This window comes from Belnapia moabensis DSM 16746, assembly GCF_000745835.1.
Classification (GTDB): domain Bacteria; phylum Pseudomonadota; class Alphaproteobacteria; order Acetobacterales; family Acetobacteraceae; genus Belnapia; species Belnapia moabensis.
On record NZ_JQKB01000048.1, the window covers coordinates 1 to 16,983 of the forward strand.

Below are 16,983 nucleotides of genomic sequence, written 5' to 3' on the forward strand. Positions count from 1 at the left end.
GAGGCAAAGCGCCAAGCCGCCTCGAGGTCCGCGCTCAGGACGGCAGCATGCTCGGTTACCTGCCACCAGAAGATGCCGACGAGATCACCGGGCTTCTGGACGCCGGAGCTTCCGCTGCGGTGTTTGTGCGAGGTGTTGTGCCGGCCTTCCGCCGCCCGCGTGTGCAGCTTGTAGTCGAGGTCGAGGCCGCCTGAACCGGCAGCGACAACCGTCCGCACTACGGACCTAACTCGGGAGCATATGTTGTGGCTGGAATGCCTGTGCCTATGGTCCTCATACCGGCCCTGCTGTCCGACGGTGCGATGTACCGCGAAGTGATTGAGCAACTGGGTGGCATGGTCGAAGCTCAAGTGATGGTGCTGTCCGAGCCGACGATCCAGGACAACGTTGCGGCCGTCCTGGCCGTGAAGGCCAGCAAAGAGCGCTTGCGACGACCCGGCTGGCGTGTGTCCACATTCTGAAAAGTTTCGAAGTCTTCGGCTGCGCCGACACCCGAAACATAATAGTTTTTATTTGGCACGAGCTTACGCCTCTCTTCCATCGAGGAAGCGATACACGGCAGGTCTTAGCAGACACAGTTTATTACTGACGGCGTCTTGAGGATAACAGTCAAAGGAACGCAATAGCTCTGTATTTTCTTTAATGTTGAGCAGCACAAACCATGAATACTTCGAAAACTCGAATGATATCAACCAGTTCTCTCTATTGCAGTTGATGTTCTGCTTTGAACTAAAGCTTAGAGTTGGGTTTCCTGCTAACGACAAGTTAATCGTAAGGGCATGGTTGAGTTTCAAACAACACCATAGCGCCTAATTCGAGACGCTCCCATTTATGTTACCAACCAAGTCCAAAAACTTTACTGTTTAGTTTTTTATGATCTCGAAATTAAACTGTGAGGTTATTGTGACGGTTAAGCAGCACTCACCCTCGCCCTGACCAGGATCTAGCCCGGATGAAATAATCAGCTTTCTGGCCAGGAAGCAGCGATGCTGAGGGAGCGTCACGCGCGAGCCGCGATCCTCAAATGCCGTCGCGGACGGAAGCGGCCGTAGATCATCGCGTGTGATGACGGGCGCTGAGCTTGGCATTGCCAAGTTGGCGGCCTCTGTCCAGAACGAGGTGGCTGAGCCAAGCTGGCGGGATGCAGCCCGACCTCGCCAGCTATCCGCGCTAACGCGTCCCGGCCGAGATCATCAGCCACGCTGTATGGCGCTATCATGTCGTCAGCGCATTCGGCAGTGGGGCCTGAGGTTCGGTGCCGACTTCGCCCGGAAGCTGCGCCGGCGCCGGCCGAAGCCGGACGACACCTGGCACCTCGATGAGGTCTTCCTGCGGCTCAGCGGTGTGCTGCACTACCTCTGGCGCGCGGTAGACCAGCACGGGGTCGTGCTCGACATCCTGGTGCAGGGGCGGAGGAACGCGACTGCGGCCAAACGCTTCTTCAAGCGCCTGCTCGCCGCCCTAAAGTACAAACCGAAGCGCGTCGTCACCGGCGGGCTGCGCAACTACGGCGCGGCGATGCGCGAGGTGCTGCCCGATGTGCGACACCGGACCAGCCGCCCCCTCATTAATCGTGCCGAGAACTCACATCGCTCGACCCGGCCCAGGGAGCGACAGATGCAGCGCTTCAAGTCGCCCCGGCAAGCACAGCGGTTCCTGTCGGCGCACAGCATGATCTATAGTCAGTTCCGACCGCGGCGATACTTCATGATCCGCTGCCCAGTACCGGCATGCTCGCGCTGAGGCCTTCGGAGTCTGGCAGCAGGAAACCTGCGCCCGGATGGCGGCGTGACGACGCAGCAGTCGCGCAATGCGGTCCAGCGCGGCTATCGCGCAAACAAGTTGGCAGTGCCGTCCACGCCCATCACCTAGTAGCCGGGTGGGTCTTCGCGCATGAACCACTCATACTCCGCCCCCGTCAGGCCGTTGTCGGCCAAGTAGGACTCGACGGTGGCAGAGGGCCGGTTGCCGTACAGCAGGGCGAGGGCCAAGAAGCGCAGCTCGTTCTGCAGCTCCACCTCCGGCCGCGGACTGGCGTGCATGTTGGTGATGTACTCGGCCGTCTCGGACTGCACGATGACGCAGTCCGGCCGGCGGCGCGCGATGCGTGGGGTGCCGAGGATGCTCGCGGTGCAGAGGTGCTTGACCGCCGTCACGAAGCCCCGGTCGGTGCGGAGCTGCTCATTCCACGTGCCGTTCTTGGCGCTGAAGCGGGCGCCGACGTAGATCTCATGGACCAGCGTGTAGTGGCGCACCCAAGGGTAGCGCGTGGCGACCGCCTCGGCATAGTCGGCGAGATGCCTCAGCAGCTCCGGGTTCTGGAATTGCCCAGCCAGTCCGGCCCGCCGAAATGCAGCAGGTCAAGGATCGGCGTGATGTCGAGCCGCCGCATCTCGGCCATGGCCAAATCGGCGAAGCTCCAGTCGTGGCGTCCGGGACCGAATGCGTGCGGTAGTAGAGCAGCCCGTACCGCAGCCATCGCAGGCCAAGATCGCGGACCAGGTGGAAATCCTCCTGTCAGCGCGCATAGTGGCCGCACTCCTCAAGAGGGTCGCGCCGCAGCCGCCAGTCCTCGATGGCGGGACAGGAACACTCGATCTCTGTGGCGAGCATGAAATCGCCGGCACCGCCGGTTGGCAAGCCGCGGCCGTCCTCGCTCCGGGCGCTGCCGTATCGGTCGCCGTCCAGTGCCTAGTCGGCCTGCATCCGGTCCAGCACGTCGAGGAAGCCCTCGGCGCCGGGTGCAGCCGCGCGTCCGACGCCCGGCTGCGCCCCGGCCAGGGTGGCACCCATGAGAGCGGCTGCCTTGCGGCGGGACAGGCGAGGCATCTTGACCATCGGCAAGTTCTTCAGCAGGTGGCTGGGCGGGTGCGGTCCGTCGTCGCCCCCACACGCGGCTGAACCCATAGTGTCCGAGGCCGCTGCTGGTCCCGCCAACGCCGCAACCCGCCCTGCCCTCGGGGTTTGAGTCCGGCAGTAGCAGGAGGCGTGGATGGATGAGCGGACGATCGGTTAGGCCAGGCAGGGTGAACGCCGTGAGCGGCCTTTGGCGGCCCTTCGGCATCGGCGTCCTGACCGGGCTGCGCAGCATGTCAGCCGTGGCCGCGCTGAGCTGGGCAACTTCGCTCGGGCGCATAGGGGCGGGATGGATCCCGCTCGGCCCCGGGGCGCGCAGGCTTACTACGCTGGCGGCCTTGGCCGAAATGGCGGGTGACAAGATACCCTTCGCGCCTGATCGCCGCATCGCGCCCTCCTTCCTTCTGCGTCTCGCCCTCGGCGCGGCCGGCGGCTCGGTGCTGGCCGGGCGCGGCGTGTCGAGGACGGAGGGCGCCATGGCCGGCATCGCCGGCGCCGTGGCCGGAACCCTGCTCGGCCGCGCGGCGCGGGGTGCCGACACCCAATCCGGTGGTGACTGGGCGCGCGGCCTCACCGAGGATGCTGTGGCGGCTGGCCTCGCCGTGGCGCTGGTCCGGTCGTTGGCGCGGCCGGGCAGGGGCTGAGCCAAGGCAAGGTTGCTGGCCGCCGCTGGAGCAGGGCCGGCGGGAAAGGTTGCTGCCGGGATGACGTGGGTGGAGGAGCTGGTGATGGAGGAGGCGCCAGAAATCAGCGTGGCGCCGCAGGGCGATGGCGACGGCGCATCCGGGGCGACGGCCACTTTTCCCTATGACCGCATGACCATCGAGCGCTTCCGCGAGGCCTTCCCGCGCGCGCGCTGGCGCGACGACCTGAACGCTTGGTTCGTGCCCGGCGCGCGGGCGGAGCGCCGCGTGACGGCCTGGATGGGCCGCGAGTGGTCGGGCGTCTTGGCCCATGCCGACCAGCGTGGCCGCGACGCTTTCGCCTTCGACCCGATCTCCAGCCCCTACCTGGAAGTCGCCGATGGCTTCGTGATCAGGACGCCATACTCGCGGAGGGTCATCACCGAGTTGCGGGCCGTGCGCTGGGCCCGATGGGACGCTGCGCTGAAGGCCTGGCGCATCCCGTTCCGCTCCGCCGAGGATCTGCGCCGGCGCTGGCCTGCCATCGAGGACGCGGCTCGCCTCGCCGAGCCCGAGGAGCGACGGAAGCGGCAGGAAGGCCGCCGGGCCTCGCCCGATCATGCCGAGCGTCAGGCCGCGGCCGCCGAGCGGCGCCGCAGGCGGTACCCCGTACCGGAGAATGCCCCGCCGCCGCTTGCCCAAGTCCTAATGACCCACACCGGGTGCCTGATATTCGAGGACATCACCGGCGAGATCGCCGAACCGGCCGCCGCCGCGCGCTTCTATCCGGATGTTGCAGCTAAACCCGGCGTTTTGATCTGGGCAATCTGGCGCCCGCCGAGCCATGCCGAGCTAATTCAGGCTTGGCCCGCGCGGACGCCACCCAGTCCGGCCGACTTGGCGCGCGGCTGGTGGCAGCCGCCGATTGAGGTGCTGCGGGAGGAACGCCATAGGGTTGCGTCCCTCGATCGGGCCCAGACAACGCGTCGCGCCAAGACGTCGTGAACGGCGCTGTTCGCTGCGTCAACCGCGATCAAGGGCGGCAACCCGAACCAGCTCTTCTCCCGGAGCCGCCTGGCGGCCGAAGAGGCCTACACCGCGGCGGCTATAGGAAGGAGGTGGTTCCGGCTTCCGGGCACGAGGCGCTACATCAGCAAGTTCGCAAGCTCCATCAGCTGCTGGGCAAGAAAATGCTGGAAGGTGGGGAACCTGAGCCCTTCGCTCGTCATGGCCCCTGCGAATCTCGGCTATCGGCCCTGGATCCGCATCGTCGGTCCAGAACCACTTGGGCGACATGCCCTGTCAGACCTTATCCTGAATGTCCGCTTTTCCACGGCGCACCAACTGGCCGGCAGACAGCTTACCGAAAAGCTTATTCTCGGCGGCTGCGAGCTGAGCTTCAAACCCTTCGGAGCCGTAGACAGCACCGCGCGCTGCGCTTTGAAGAGTGGCACGGGGAGAGGTGACCTCAGATGAGGGTTGGTCGCCTTTGCGAAAAGCGAGATCAAAGATGGATCGGGGGATGTGAGTACACCAAGCGATCCGCGAAATGGTCTCGGCCAAAGTAAGAGATGAACGGTCGGCATGTTGCATGATCGCCGTATCTCCAGAGGAATGCATCAAACGGTCTCAGCTTCGGCATTCCGCACTGCTCGAACCCTGGCTGGCGTCTTGCCGCAGAAATCCGCACATTCCTGCATGAGCGCCGCCCGCTTCTGAAGCAGGTCACCGCGCCGATACGCGGCCTCGACCTTGTCGTCGATCGTATGGGCCAGCGCGGCCTCCAACACCGCGTGCGGCGTGCAGGTCGCCTCCTCACACCAGTCGCGGAAGCTGCTGCGGAAGCCGTCCGCCGTGATCGCCAATCCGCTTTGCCCATCGCGCTAGCGCAGTAGCTCGCCCTCTACCTCGGAGTTCATCCGACGCAGCAGTATGAGCATCGCCATGTTGGCAGCGGCTTGCCCTGTACTTGGCCGGGGAAGACGTAGGCGTCATCCTTGGCCAGCTGCAGCGGTGTCATCTGCTCCAGCACGGCCAAGGCCCTGGAAGAGAGCGGCACACGGTGCTCCCGTCCCGCCTCCATCCGATTAGCCGGGACCACCCAGACGGCAGCCTTGAGGTCGATTTCGGACCAGCGCGCGCCGAACTCCTCGCCACTGCGGCAGGCGGTCAGGATCGCAAACTCTAGCGCCCGGGCCGCGGTCGCGCTGGTCGCTCTGAGCGCCGTCATGAAAGGCGGCCATCTGCTGCCAGGGCAGCGAAGCGTGGTTCTCGACCGTCGCCACCTTGGAGCGCCGCGGCAGCAGGTAGTCGAGGTGGCCACGCCACCGGGCTGGGTTCTCGCCCTGGCGCCAGATGCGAGCTGCGGCGTAGAACAGCCCCGCCTCGATGCGGCCGCGCACCCTGGCGGCAGCCTCCAACTTTTCGGTCCAGATCGGCTGCAGCGCGCACAGGACATGGTCCGTCCTGATCGCTGCCACCGGCACGTCGCCTATCACGGGGTAGGCGTAGGCCTCCAGCGTCGACCGCCAGTGCGCCCGGTGCTTCTCGTTCCGCCAGCCCGCCTCATAGGCGCTGACGTGCATCTCGGCTACGCCCCGGAAGGTGCGCATGGTTGCCTCGGCCGCTACCTTGGCCTGCCGCTCGGCTTCGGCCGCGGCCTTCCGCTCCTCAAGCGATCCAGCCCCTGCTGCAAGACCGCGCGGACCTCCTCAGCTTTCACCCGAGCCTGGGCCAGGGTCACGCCGGCCTTGACGTCAACATCGAAGGCGCCGAGGCCCATCTCGCGGGCCTTGCCGGCCAGCATGTACCGGAAGTCCACTTGGCCGAGCCAGGGCTCATCGTGAGGAGGTAGAGGTTGCCGCTATCGGCATGGGCGCTAGGCTTGCCCTTCGCGACCAGTGCCTTAACCGCTGCAGCCGTCAGCCTGGCCATCGCCCACTAGTCCATAAATAGCTTATGGACTGTGGAGCACAAGGTGGAACGACTGGCGACGGCGGCCTATGCGATTTGTGATAGAATCAGCTGAAGTAGCGAGGCTTGCGATACTTGGCGGACCACCCAGGGACTGTGGTTCGACGGTCACCCTGTCCGCCATCAAGGATCGGGCCTTGTCCCCTCTCTTCCGGCACGCTGCGTGACACAATCGGGGAGGCTGACGAAATTTCCGATCAGAAGATTTTATCCGATGAGAAGCTGCCCTGACTCCATACTGAGATCGAGAGCACGGGCACGCAATCCGCGAGGGTCGCGGCGTCGAGCGCAGCAAGGAATGCGGCCCGCGCGCCCGCGAGCACGCCGCGCAGACGGCAATCCGCCGACAGGCAGCAGGCGCCGCCATCCGGCCGGAAACATTCGACCAGCGCCTGCCCCTCCTCCAGCCGCCGGACCACCTCGCCGATGCGGATGTCTGCTGTCGGGCGGGCCAGTTGCACGCCTCCGCGGGCGCCGCGGAGGGTTCGCACCAGCCCCGCCCCTGCCAGGTCTTGAATGATCTTGTGCAGGTGGTTCCGTGGCGCGCCGACCTCGACCGACAATTCCTCGGCCGTACGGATCCGGCTGGGCTCGGCTGCGAGCCGCATCAGCAGGCGCAAGGCGATATCGGTGGAGGCGAGCAGGCGCAATCGGTAACTCCCCTAATTTGGTATTGACGATACCACATTGAAATCCGACAGTAACTGGAGACGGAGATACCAGTTTGACCGCCATCCCAGAAACCCCCGATCGCCGGGCTGCCCTCACCCATGAAATCGCGGCCCGCACCGGCCTCGGCGAGGATGTCATCGAGTCTTTCCTGCGCGCCTTCTACGGCGCCGCCCGGCAGGACCCGTTGCTCGGCCCGGCCTTCGTCGGCGTCGAGGATTGGGAGCGGCACATCGCCACCCTGACCCGGTTCTGGGGCTCGGTTGCGCTGATGACCGGCGGCTACCATGGGCAGCCGATGCGGGCGCATACGACTCTCGCCCTGACCCCAACACATTTCGCCCGCTGGCTCGACCTGTTCGAACGGACGGCGCGCGAGCACCTCTCCCCTGAAGGCGCAGAGCATATGCTGGAACGCGCCCGCCGCATCGCCCGCAGCCTGGAGATGGGGCTCATCCCCCTCGCGTTGCCGGCTGCGAAGCGCCCGATGGCGTCAGGGGTGCATCCATGACAGAGACCTTCGCCCTGGCAGCCGGAACCAGCGGCGCGCGGCCGGGACCTCGTTTGAGTGCCTGCACAGCCCGCCGGCCGAAGGAGGGTTGAAGGAACGGGCATGGGCGGCTGGGGCGAATTCGCCGGGGCCTTCGGCCTCTTCCTGGTCTCCCACGCGCTGCCGGCACGCCCCAGGCTGCGCCGGCGCCTCGCCGGGATGCTCGGCGAGCGTGGCTACCTCGCGCTTTACAGCCTGCTTTCCGTGGCGGCGCTGACCTGGCTGGTCGCGGCGGCAGGGCGGGCTCCTTACGTGCCGCTTTGGGACGCGGCACCGTGGCAGTGGTGGGTGCCGAACCTCGCCATGCCGCTGGCCTGCCTGCTGTTGGCCTTCGGAACGGCCGCACCCAACCCGCTCTCCTTCGGTGGCCGCGCGGCCGGATTCGATCCCGAGCGGCCGGGTGTCGCGGGACTTGCGCGGCACCCGCTGCTGTGGGCCATCGCGCTCTGGGCCGCAACGCATGCCGTGCCGAACGGCGACCTCGCTCACTTCCTGCTCTTCGGCGGCTTCGCGGGATTCGCGTTGCTCGGAATGCACGCCATCGACCGGCGCCGGCGGCGGCAACTCGGCGCGGAGGCATGGGCGCGGCTGGCCCGCCGTACCTCCTTCTGGCCGGGTGCGGCGTTGGCCTCAGGACGATGGCGGCCCGCGGCCCGTCCTTCGACCGGGCGCCTCGCTGCGGCGGCGCTGCTATGGCTCGCACTCCTTGTGGTGCACAGGCCGCTCGTCGGCGTCACGCCGTTGCCTCCCTGAGTCTCCGGCGCCGGGCCAAATCGGCGCCATGCATGCTGCCAGCGTGGCCAAACCACCTCAATCGTCGGTGATGCCTTCGATCGGGGTCGGGGCCACGACCGCGCAGGAAGCCGGGGGCCGGACGGTCGGCAGCGCCGCCGCCTGCGCCGCCAGGGCGGGTTCAAGGCGGCATGCGGCGTGCTCCGGAATAGGCCAGCGTGGCTGGAAGGGATGGCAGCCTATCGGTCAAACAGTATACCGGATGTTGGCCGACAGAGCGGGCGCGGCGGGAGCGGACCGCTTCCTTCCCGCCGAGAGGCTATCGGTCGTGGGAGCGCCAATCGGACGGCGCTCAAGGACCGACAGTGGGAAGAGGAACATTGGGTAGATCCTTGTCGCGGCCCATGAAGTGCCGTCATGCCACAACGGCTGAGGACCAAGCGCCTGCCGCATGGGCTTCCCTTGCCCGCCGACGCTGATCCGCTGATCCTGACGCTTGGCCTCGATCCGGCCACGCAGGCGCGGTTCGACCGCGAGCGGCAGGCCAATTTTCCACCTGAGCGGAACCACCTGGCAGCCCATCTGACGCTCTTCCACCACCTGCCCGGCGAGGCGATCGGCGACATTGCCGCCCGGCTGGCGGAGGCGTGCCAAGCGCAACCCGCCTTCGACCTTGCGGTGGAGGATGTCTGGATGATGGGCCGTGGCGTCGCCTACCGGCTGCGAGCGCCCGAGCTGATAGCGCTGCATGCCGGCCTCGCCGCCACCTGGCGGGGCTGGTTGACGCCGCAGGACCGCCAACCGCTCCGCCCGCATGTCACTATTCAGAACAAGGTGACGGCGGAGGCGGCGCGGGCGCTGCATGTCAGCCTACGGGCCGGCTTCGTCCCCTTCACCGCCCATGGGACCGGCCTGCTGCTCTGGCATTACCGCGGCGGGCCGTGGGAGCCGGCCGGTGCGTTTCCTTTCCTCGGCTAGGCCTGCGCCCGCAGCCGCTGGGCGTAGACATTGATCACCAGCGCCAGCAGCAGGATCAGCCCGCGGATCAGGATTTTCAGGAAGCTGTCGATCCGCACATGGTCCAGCCCGTTGTTCAGCACGCCGAGCACCAGCAGCCCGACCACGGTGTTGCCGATGCCCCCTTGCCCGCCGAACAGGCTGGTGCCGCCGACGACGACGGCCGAGATGGCATCGAGCAGGTAGTTGTCGAACTCATCCTGCTGCGCGCTGCCGAAATGCGCGACGCCGAGCATCCCAGCGATCCCCGAACAGACGGCCGAGATGATCAAAACAGCCGCCAGCACCAGCTTGACGTTGACGCCGGAATACTCCGCCGCCTCGCGGTTGCCGCCGACCATGTAGACGTAGCGGCCGAAGCGCGTGTAGCTCAGCACCACATGGCCGAGCGCCAGCACCAGCACCGCCACCACCACGATCCAGGGCACCGGCCCGATTGAGCCGGAGCCCAGCATCTCGATCGGTGCCGGCACGTTGTAGGCGATCTGCCCGCGCACCAGCATGGCGCAGATGCCGGCGCCGATCTGCAGCATCGCCAGCGTCATGATGAAGCTGGGGATGCCGATCACCGTCACCCCGAAGGCCGTCACCGCGCCGAGGGCGAGGCTGCCGAGCAGGGCGAGCAGAATGGCGGCGAAGCCCGGCAGCGGGATGTTGGCGATGTTCACGCTCTCATCCTGCAGCGTGAAGAAGGCCACCATGATGCCGACCGCATTGGCGACGCTCGCCACGCTGAGGTCGATCTCCGCGCAAAGGATGACGAAGGTGAGGCCGACGGCGATGATCGCCGTCACCGAGACCTGCCGCGCGATGTTCGCTACGTTGTCGAGCGTGGCGAAGGAGGGGCTGGCGATGCTGAACAGCGCCACCAGCACCAGCAGCGTTGCGAAGGGTGCTATGTTGCGGAGCTGTCCCTTGAGCCAGCCCATGCCGCCACTGCGGGGAAGGACGGCGCTGTCGCTCGTGCTCATGGATGCTCTTTCCTATGCTGCCGCCAGCAGGCGGTCCTTGCTGACCGTGCCGCCGGCGAATTCCTCGCAGACTTGGCCACGCTTCATGACGAGGATGCGGTCGGCGAGCGAGAGCACCGTCTCCGGCTCGGTCGAGACCACCAGCACGGCGATCCCCTGCTCGCGCAAGGCCCGGACGATCCGCACGACCTCCTCCTTGGCGCCGACATCCATCCCCCGCGTCGGCTCGCTGAGGACGAGCACGCGCGGCAAATGGGTCAGCCACTTGGCCAGCGCCACCTTCTGCTGATTGCCGCCGGAGAGCGTGCCGAGCCGGCGATGGACGGAAGGTGGGCGGATACCGAGGGCCTCCACATGGCGCTGCGCGATCTCCCGCTCCACCGCCGGCTTCACCCAAAGGCGCGAGATGCGGTCGAGAATGCTGATGGACACGTTCCGATAGACCGGCTCCTGAGCGAACAGCATGCTCCGCCGGCTCTCTGGGACGAAGGCGATGCCGGCCTTGCGGGCCGCCGAGGTGCTGCGGAGCGCGAGCGGCCTTCCGTCGAGCGAGAGCCGCCCGCCTGACAAAGCCGTCCGCCCGAACAGCGCCCGCGCCAGGTCGAGCTGCCCGGCCCCCATCGAGCCATAGATGCCGAGCACCTCGCCAGCGCGGGCCTCCAGCGAGACCTCGCGGAAGCCAGGTCCGGAGGCCGCCTCGCAGGCCAGCACCACGGGCGCTCCAGGCTTGCTGTCGAGCCGGATTTCGCCGGTATAGCCCTGCTCCAGCTCCTCATGTCCCGCGCCGATCATGCGGGTGATGATCCAGCTCTTGTCGATGGCCGGGACCGGCGCCGTCTCGATCAACCTGCCGTTGCGGAAGCAGGTGATGCGGTCGCAGATCGCCAGCACGTCCTCGAGGAAGTGGGAAATGAAGACGATGCTCCGCCCGCTGTCGCGCACGCGCCGCAGCAGGCCGAACAGGACCTCCACCTCCGGCGGCGAAAGCGCCGAGGTCGGCTCGTCGAGGATGACGATGCGGGCGCCGGAGGAGAGCACGCGGGCGATCTCCACCAGCTGCTGCATGCCGAGGGGCAGGCTGCCGATCGGCACCCGCGGGTCGACATTGATGCCGAGCTCGGCGAGCAGCGCCCGCGCCCGCCGCATCATCCCTGGCCAGTCCACCAGGCCGAGCCGATTCACCGGCTGCACGCCGAGCATGACGTTCTCGGCGACGGAAAGCTCCGGCACCACGCTCAGCTCCTGGTGCACCATGCCGATGCCGGCATCGCGCGCCGAGCGGGCGGAGCGGTGCCGCACCGCCTCCCCGGCGATGCGCATCTCCCCCTCGAAGCTGGTGTGCACGCCGGCGATGATCTTCATCAGCGTGCTCTTGCCGGCGCCGTTCTCGCCGACGAGGCCATGGATCTCACCCGCCTCCAGCGTGAAGTCCACACCGGAGAGGGCGGTGACGCCGCCGAAGGACTTACTGATGCCCCGCAATTCGAGCAGGGGCGCGCCACGCTGCATGGTCAGATCAGGAACTGGCTCTCCATCCAGGCCATGCCGGGGGCGTTGGCCTTGGTGACGACCGGACCGTCGGTGATGACGTGCTTCGGGATCTGCCCTGCGCCGTTGCCCGTCTTCTGGCCCGCGACCACCGCAGCGACGCCGGCGACCACCGCGCCGCCATGGATGCGGCAGGAGGGGTTGCGCACCGTCGCATGCATCCGCCCGTCGGAGACGGCGGCGAGGGCCGGCGGCATGGCATCGCAGCCGGCGATGAGGATGTTGGTCCGGCCGCGCGCCTTCATCACGTTGTAGGCGGCAAGCGCCATGTCGTCGTTGTGGAAATAGGCGGCGTCAATCTTCGGGTACTTGGTCAGCAGCGTGTCCCAGAGCCGCGAGACCTTGGTGACGTCCCAGTCGCCGGGCGTCGTGTCCACCACCTCGATGCCGGGGTTCTTCTTCACCACGGAGTCGAAGCCGCGGGCGCGGCCCTGCGCTCCGGTATGGCCGAGCGCGCCCTGGGTCATCGTCATGATGCCCTTGCCGCCGATCGCATCCACCAGCGCCTGGGTGACGGAGGCGCCCATGAACTCGTTGTCGGGGGCGAGGAAGCTGTGGACGTTTATGCTGTCGAGCGGCGCGATCAAAGTGTCCATGTCGATGACCGGGATGCCGGCATCGATCATCCGCTTCACCGGCTGCGCCAGCGTGCCGATGCCGAAGGCCTGGATGGCGACGAAATCCCATTTCTGACTCGCCATGTTCTCGACGGCGCTGCGCTGCTTGGTGGCGTTCAGCTCGCCGTCGAACCAGGTGACCTCGACATTGAAGAGCCTGCCCCACCACTCGGCGGCCTGCTTGCCCTGGGCGCACCAAGTGGCCTGCAGGCCGGCATTGGAGAAGGCGGCCTTCAGCGGCCGTTCGGAGCGCCTGGTCTCGCGCGACATGTCCTGAGCGAGGGCTGGGCTGATGCCGAAGCCCCCGAGGATGCCGGCGAGCAACGCTCCGCCGCCCTGCAACATGCCGCGCCGGTCGCCGGGCAGGTCGAATGCCATGACGTCTCTCCCCCAAGGCCGAGGCCCTTCGTGGGGCTGCTCGTGCCGGGGCGATGATCGGGGTGGGCCCGTTGCGGCGTCAAGCAGACCGCCTTTGGCACACGCGCGGTTGATGAGACGCCTCGCGCCCCTATCGGTGCCGGCTCAGCTGTCGATCAGCGCGCGAATGCGGCTCCCGAGATCGTTCAGCGAGAAGGGCTTGGTCATCAGCTCCACGCCCGGCTCCAGCGGGACCTGTCCGACCAGGGTGCTGTGCGCGTAACCGGTGACGAAAAGCACCTTCAGGCCGGGCCGCGCCGCCCGCGCCGCATCCACCAACTGGCGCCCATTGAGTCCCGGCAGGCCGACATCGGTGACGAGCAGGTCGATTTGCGCATCGGAGTGGATGAGCTCGAGCCCGGCCGGACCGTCGGCCGCCTCCAACGCGGCATAGCCGAGATCCTTCAGCGTCTCGAGGATGAGGAGGCGCACCGCCGGCTCGTCCTCCACCACCAGCACTGTCTCGCCGCGGCTGGAGCGCGGGGGCCGGCCGTCGCGCTGCTTCGCTTCGGCCTGCGCCGGCGCACCACGATGCCGCGGCAGATAGAGCCGGAAGGTGGTGCCCTGCCCCGCCGCGCTCTCGATCCCCACATGCCCGCCGGACTGCTTGACGAAGCCATAGAGCATGGAAAGGCCCAATCCCGTTCCCTGGCCGATCGGCTTGGTGGTGAAGAAGGGCTCGAAGACTCGCTCCAGAACCTCCGGCGGCATGCCCGTCCCGGTATCGCCAACGCTGATTGCCACATAATGACCAGATCGCCATTCATCCCCTAGCGCCCGCGCCGCCGCCTCGTCCAGCGTCAGATTCGCCGTCCCGATGGTGAGGCGCCCGCCTTCCGGCATCGCATCCCGCGCATTGATCGCCAGGTTGAGGATCGCGCTCTCCAGCTGGTTCGGGTCGCAGAGCGTCGGCCAGAGCTCCTCGGCCAGCTGCATATCCAGGGCGATGGCCGGGCCCAGTGTCCGCCGCAGCAGCTCCTCCATCTCCGCGACCAGGCGGTTGGCCTCGACGGGCCGCGGGTCGAGCGGCTGGCGACGGGCGAAGGCGAGTAGCCGCTGGGTCAGCGCCGCGGCCCGCTGCGCCGAGGTCACCGCCATGCCGGTATAGCGGCCGAGCCCTTCGAGCCGCCCTGCCTCCACCCGGCGCTCGAGAATGGCGAGCGCGCCGATGATGCCGGTCAGCAGGTTGTTAAAGTCATGCGCGATGCCGCCGGTGAGCTGGCCGACCGCCTCCATCTTCTGCGCCTGGCGCAGCTGCTCCTCCAGCGCCTGGGTCCGGGTGATGTCGCGCGCATTGCCGAGGACGAGCCGCCCGCCGCCCTCCGCCTCGCCCATCGGCACGAGGATGACATCGGCGACCCGCCGCTCGCCCTCCACCTCGTAGACGGTTTCGTAGGTCATGCGTTGCTGCGCCTCGGCGCAAAGCCGGTAGCGCCGGCCGATGGTCTCGGCGATGGCAGGGGGCAGCACCGTCTCGACCGGCCGGCCTATGACCTCGGCGGCCTTCATCCCGGTGAAGCGTTCCGCCGCCGGGTTGATGGCCTCGAAACAGGCAACGCCTTCGGGCGAGACGTTGATAAGGAAGACGAGGTCGGGCGAGCTCTCGAAATAGGTGCGGAAGCGCACCTCGCTGGCGGCCAGCTGCGCCGTGCGCTCGGCCACGCGCCGCTCCAGCGTCTCGTTCAGCCGGCGCAGCTCCGCCTCGGCATCCTTGGCGGCGGAGATGTCGACGCTGCATCCGGTATAACCGAGGAAGCGGCCATTGTCGTCGAGCCGGACGACGCCTTCGCAGCGTAGCCAGCGCACTGCGCCATGGCGGTCGACGACGCGCAACTCCCGCCGGTAGGGCTGCCGTGCCTCGAAGGCTTCTCGGAAGGCTGCCTCATGCCCCGGCAGATCCTCCGGCCACACCACCTCCCGCCAGCCATTGCCCAGCATCTCGGCGGCGGGTCGGCCGAACATGTAGTCGTGGTGCATATTGGCGAAGATCTGCCGCCCGGTCTCGTCCGTCATCCAGATGAGAGCCGGCGCGCTGTCGGCCATGTGGCGGAAGCGGGCCTCGCTCTCGCGCAGCGAGACCTCGACCTCCGCCCGCTCGATAGCCGAGGCGGCGAATTGCGCGAGCTGGACGACGATTGCCTCATCCGCCTCGTCGAACTCGCCCTCGGTCTTGTCGGAGAGCTGGATGAGGCCGAGGTTCCGCCCGTCATTGCCGATCAGCGGCACGGCGAGCCAGCCGCGCATCGGCGGATGCGCTGCGGCGCTGGCGCCGAAGCCGCGCCAGCGCGGATGCGCCTCCAGCGCCGCCTGGCTCAGGCGGATCGGCCGATTCTCCTCGCAGACCCAGCCATAGATGCCGGAGCCGGCCGGGCTCGCCGCGTAATCCCGCCAAGCGGCGTATTTTTCGGAGAGCGAGATGGCGCTGATCGACTGCGGCCAGTCCTTCCCCCGGCTCAGGCTGCACACCGACTGATGCGCGCCGACGATGTCCCGCGCCGCGTCGGTGATCGCCTGCAGCGTTGCCTGGAGGCCGGGCGCGCGCATCACCCGGCCGGCGGCTTCGGCCAGCGCCTTCATCTGTGCCTGGATACGCCGGGCCTCGGCCTCACCGGATGCGGTCCGCGAGCTGTCCTCAACGGCCATGCCGATCGCTATCCCTTCATCCGCCCTTGGAATGCCTGCCGGAACCGGCGATGCCCGGCAGTCTTCCGTGGCCTTGTGCGGGCCATTTACAGGCCATTGTTTCTTTCTGCCGCATCGATCGTGTTACGGATGGCCATGAGCGCCATGGCGCCTCCATACCCCAGGCTTGGCCGTGCAGGCGAGATGGGCAACAGAATGGGGCTTTGCGCCGGTGCCGCTCGACGCCATTCTGCCTCCATGGTGCGGAGAACCCTAGGATGATACCGCTCATCGCAAACTCGCGGAGGCTGGCACCTGCCTTCTTCCTCGCCTGGGCTCTGCTCGCCCTCGCCGCCTGTGCCACCCGGCCGCCCGCGTCCGACGCGGAGGCGCTCGCCGAGTACCATGCTGCCAACGACCCGCTGGAACCCGCCAACCGCCACGTCTACGAAGCCAATGAATGGCTGGACCGCAAGCTGGCCCGCCCCGTGGCGGTCGAGTACCGCACCCGCATCCCACGCCCGGTGCGGACCGGCATCCGCAACCTGCTGAACAACCTGCGCAGCCCGATCATCCTCGCCAACGACATGCTGCAGGGTCAGTCCCGCCGCGCCGGCGACACGCTGGGCCGCTTCGTGCTCAACAGCACGGTGGGGGTGGCCGGCATCTTCGACGTGGCGGAGGACTGGTTCGGCGTGCCGCGCCATACCGAGGATTTCGGCCAGACGCTGGCCAGTTGGGGCGTCGGCGAGGGGCCCTATCTCGTCCTGCCGGTGCTCGGCCCGAGCAATCCGCGCGACCTGGCCGGCTCCGGCGTCGATGGCGCGGCGGGCGTCGCCACCTTTCTCGGCTCGGGCGCCGCGGTCGATGCCTTCCGCATCACCCGCGGGGGCCTCAGCCTGGTCGATACGCGGGAGGCGCTGATTGACCCGATCGACGATATGCGGCGCAGCTCGCTCGACCCCTATGTCACCTACCGCAGCGCCTACCGGCAGCGCCGGCAGGCGGATATCGAGAATCGCCTCGGCCCGCCGGTGACGAGCAGCACCGGCGCCATCCTCCCGGCACCGCTGGAACGGAAGTAGCCGCTCCGGTCAGACCGGGTCGTTGCCGCGCGTCTCCGTCATCTGTCGTGCCTCCGCGGCGGGGATGGAGAGGTGTACCTTCTGCCCCTCGACCCGGGCGATCGCGCCGAAGGGCAGGTAGCGGTGCTCGCCACCCGAGGCAGGGTCCTGCTTCGTCAGCTTCAGCCGCGTGGTGTCGATGGAATCGATGGTGCCGACATGCTGCCCATCGGCCCCGACCACCTCCATATGCTCGGCGATCTTGCTCATATCGATCATGGCGTCCTCCTGTGAGGCTGCGGAAAGCAGCCCGGGGAAGAAACG

20 protein-coding genes and 1 pseudogene are annotated in these 16,983 nt (G+C 67.5%); 9 read left to right on the forward strand and 12 right to left on the reverse strand.

Annotated elements, in window-relative coordinates; all coding sequences use genetic code 11:
• The 3 genes and pseudogenes from EP26_RS35085 to EP26_RS21560 form a co-directional block, all read left to right on the forward strand.
• Nucleotides 1-194, forward strand: a 194-nt coding sequence (locus EP26_RS35085) for a hypothetical protein (protein ID WP_211259503.1), incomplete at its 5' end; no start/stop codon positions are given.
• Between the two features lie 72 nt (nt 195-266).
• A complete protein-coding gene (locus EP26_RS21555; protein ID WP_043341761.1) occupies nt 267-461 on the forward strand; it encodes a hypothetical protein in 195 nt (64 codons plus the stop codon).
• Nucleotides 462-1,189: 728 nt separating this feature from the next.
• A pseudogene (locus EP26_RS21560) lies at nt 1,190-1,792 on the forward strand (IS6 family transposase).
• A gap of 76 nt (nt 1,793-1,868) precedes the next feature.
• On the opposite strand, the gene EP26_RS32235 reads toward EP26_RS21560, so the two are convergent.
• Complete coding sequence (locus EP26_RS32235; RefSeq protein ID WP_052389485.1) at nt 1,869-2,255, reverse strand: hypothetical protein; 387 nt, start codon at nt 2,253-2,255, stop codon at nt 1,869-1,871.
• 780 nt (nt 2,256-3,035) lie between these two features.
• On the opposite strand from EP26_RS32235, the gene EP26_RS21570 reads away from it, so the two are divergent.
• Nucleotides 3,036-3,500 carry a hypothetical protein gene (locus tag EP26_RS21570; RefSeq protein ID WP_043341813.1) on the forward strand — a complete coding sequence of 155 codons (465 nt, stop codon included), beginning with the start codon at nt 3,036-3,038 and terminating at the stop codon, nt 3,498-3,500.
• 60 nt (nt 3,501-3,560) lie between these two features.
• Complete coding sequence (locus EP26_RS21575; RefSeq protein WP_211259504.1) at nt 3,561-4,484, forward strand: hypothetical protein; 924 nt, start codon at nt 3,561-3,563, stop codon at nt 4,482-4,484.
• Between the two features lie 297 nt (nt 4,485-4,781).
• Here EP26_RS21575 and EP26_RS35090 read toward each other — a convergent pair whose 3' ends face one another.
• From EP26_RS35090 to EP26_RS21585, 6 genes are all read right to left on the reverse strand, one after another.
• Nucleotides 4,782-5,072, reverse strand: coding sequence for a hypothetical protein (locus EP26_RS35090; protein WP_157033664.1), 291 nt, complete (start codon nt 5,070-5,072; stop codon nt 4,782-4,784).
• Between the two features lie 26 nt (nt 5,073-5,098).
• Nucleotides 5,099-5,344, reverse strand: a complete 246-nt coding sequence (locus EP26_RS36865; protein ID WP_211259505.1) for a hypothetical protein — start codon at nt 5,342-5,344, stop codon at nt 5,099-5,101.
• A gap of 50 nt (nt 5,345-5,394) precedes the next feature.
• Nucleotides 5,395-5,655: a tyrosine-type recombinase/integrase gene (locus EP26_RS38645; RefSeq protein ID WP_408735106.1), complete on the reverse strand. Its 261-nt coding sequence runs from the start codon at nt 5,653-5,655 to the stop codon at nt 5,395-5,397.
• Nucleotides 5,567-6,091, reverse strand: a complete 525-nt coding sequence (locus tag EP26_RS37600) for a phage integrase central domain-containing protein (RefSeq protein WP_245624468.1) — start codon at nt 6,089-6,091, stop codon at nt 5,567-5,569. The genes EP26_RS38645 and EP26_RS37600 overlap by 89 nt, the downstream gene beginning before the upstream one ends.
• Before the next feature lie 14 nt (nt 6,092-6,105).
• On the reverse strand, nt 6,106-6,285 hold the full coding sequence (locus EP26_RS36875; RefSeq protein ID WP_211259507.1) for a DUF4102 domain-containing protein: 180 nt from the start codon (nt 6,283-6,285) through the stop codon (nt 6,106-6,108).
• 364 nt (nt 6,286-6,649) lie between these two features.
• The gene (locus EP26_RS21585; RefSeq protein ID WP_052389487.1) at nt 6,650-7,102 is read right to left on the reverse strand and encodes an RrF2 family transcriptional regulator; all 453 of its coding nucleotides are present in this window, start codon (nt 7,100-7,102) and stop codon (nt 6,650-6,652) included.
• A 74-nt stretch (nt 7,103-7,176) separates the two neighbouring features.
• Here EP26_RS21585 and EP26_RS21590 point away from each other — a divergent pair, with 74 nt between their 5' ends.
• From EP26_RS21590 to EP26_RS21600, 3 genes are all read left to right on the forward strand, one after another.
• A complete protein-coding gene (locus tag EP26_RS21590) occupies nt 7,177-7,632 on the forward strand; it encodes a group III truncated hemoglobin (RefSeq protein WP_052389488.1) in 456 nt (151 codons plus the stop codon).
• A 102-nt stretch (nt 7,633-7,734) separates the two neighbouring features.
• Nucleotides 7,735-8,424, forward strand: coding sequence for an NnrU family protein (locus EP26_RS21595; RefSeq protein ID WP_043341762.1), 690 nt, complete (start codon nt 7,735-7,737; stop codon nt 8,422-8,424).
• Nucleotides 8,425-8,820: 396 nt separating this feature from the next.
• A complete protein-coding gene (locus EP26_RS21600) occupies nt 8,821-9,381 on the forward strand; it encodes a 2'-5' RNA ligase family protein (RefSeq protein WP_052389489.1) in 561 nt (186 codons plus the stop codon).
• Here EP26_RS21600 and EP26_RS21605 read toward each other — a convergent pair.
• The 4 genes from EP26_RS21605 to EP26_RS21620 form a co-directional block, all read right to left on the reverse strand.
• Nucleotides 9,378-10,391, reverse strand: a complete 1,014-nt coding sequence (locus tag EP26_RS21605) for an ABC transporter permease (RefSeq protein ID WP_043341765.1) — start codon at nt 10,389-10,391, stop codon at nt 9,378-9,380. The genes EP26_RS21600 and EP26_RS21605 overlap by 4 nt on opposite strands.
• A 12-nt stretch (nt 10,392-10,403) precedes the next feature.
• Nucleotides 10,404-11,900 carry a sugar ABC transporter ATP-binding protein gene (locus tag EP26_RS21610; protein WP_043341766.1) on the reverse strand — a complete coding sequence of 499 codons (1,497 nt, stop codon included), beginning with the start codon at nt 11,898-11,900 and terminating at the stop codon, nt 10,404-10,406.
• Between the two features lie 2 nt (nt 11,901-11,902).
• Nucleotides 11,903-12,934, reverse strand: a complete 1,032-nt coding sequence (locus EP26_RS21615) for a sugar ABC transporter substrate-binding protein (RefSeq protein ID WP_043341768.1) — start codon at nt 12,932-12,934, stop codon at nt 11,903-11,905.
• A gap of 144 nt (nt 12,935-13,078) precedes the next feature.
• Nucleotides 13,079-15,616: a PAS domain S-box protein gene (locus EP26_RS21620; RefSeq protein ID WP_052389490.1), complete on the reverse strand. Its 2,538-nt coding sequence runs from the start codon at nt 15,614-15,616 to the stop codon at nt 13,079-13,081.
• A 257-nt stretch (nt 15,617-15,873) separates the two neighbouring features.
• Between EP26_RS21620 and EP26_RS21625 the strand changes: the two genes are divergently transcribed.
• Nucleotides 15,874-16,680, forward strand: a complete 807-nt coding sequence (locus tag EP26_RS21625; protein WP_052389491.1) for an MlaA family lipoprotein — start codon at nt 15,874-15,876, stop codon at nt 16,678-16,680.
• A 9-nt stretch (nt 16,681-16,689) separates the two neighbouring features.
• On the opposite strand, the gene EP26_RS21630 is transcribed toward EP26_RS21625, so the two are convergent.
• Nucleotides 16,690-16,938 carry a DUF2171 domain-containing protein gene (locus tag EP26_RS21630; RefSeq protein WP_043341827.1) on the reverse strand — a complete coding sequence of 83 codons (249 nt, stop codon included), beginning with the start codon at nt 16,936-16,938 and terminating at the stop codon, nt 16,690-16,692.
• Nucleotides 16,939-16,983: the final 45 nt, after the last annotated feature.

Bases quoted from the DNA above. Each gene is read 5' to 3' on its own strand.
- EP26_RS21555 (WP_043341761.1), top strand. From the start codon at position 267: ATGGTCCTCATACCGGCCCTGCTGTCCGACGGTGCGATGTACCGCGAA.
- EP26_RS21575 (WP_211259504.1), top strand. From the start codon at position 3,561: ATGACGTGGGTGGAGGAGCTGGTGATGGAGGAGGCGCCAGAAATCAGC.
- EP26_RS35090 (WP_157033664.1), bottom strand. From the start codon at position 5,072: ATGCAACATGCCGACCGTTCATCTCTTACTTTGGCCGAGACCATTTCG.
- EP26_RS37600 (WP_245624468.1), bottom strand. From the start codon at position 6,091: ATGCGCACCTTCCGGGGCGTAGCCGAGATGCACGTCAGCGCCTATGAG.
- EP26_RS36875 (WP_211259507.1), bottom strand. From the start codon at position 6,285: ATGCTGGCCGGCAAGGCCCGCGAGATGGGCCTCGGCGCCTTCGATGTT.
- EP26_RS21595 (WP_043341762.1), top strand. From the start codon at position 7,735: ATGGGCGGCTGGGGCGAATTCGCCGGGGCCTTCGGCCTCTTCCTGGTC.
- EP26_RS21600 (WP_052389489.1), top strand. From the start codon at position 8,821: ATGCCACAACGGCTGAGGACCAAGCGCCTGCCGCATGGGCTTCCCTTG.
- EP26_RS21605 (WP_043341765.1), bottom strand. From the start codon at position 10,391: ATGAGCACGAGCGACAGCGCCGTCCTTCCCCGCAGTGGCGGCATGGGC.
- EP26_RS21610 (WP_043341766.1), bottom strand. From the start codon at position 11,900: ATGCAGCGTGGCGCGCCCCTGCTCGAATTGCGGGGCATCAGTAAGTCC.
- EP26_RS21615 (WP_043341768.1), bottom strand. From the start codon at position 12,934: ATGGCATTCGACCTGCCCGGCGACCGGCGCGGCATGTTGCAGGGCGGC.
- EP26_RS21620 (WP_052389490.1), bottom strand. From the start codon at position 15,616: ATGGCCGTTGAGGACAGCTCGCGGACCGCATCCGGTGAGGCCGAGGCC.
- EP26_RS21625 (WP_052389491.1), top strand. From the start codon at position 15,874: ATGATACCGCTCATCGCAAACTCGCGGAGGCTGGCACCTGCCTTCTTC.
- EP26_RS21630 (WP_043341827.1), bottom strand. From the start codon at position 16,938: ATGATCGATATGAGCAAGATCGCCGAGCATATGGAGGTGGTCGGGGCC.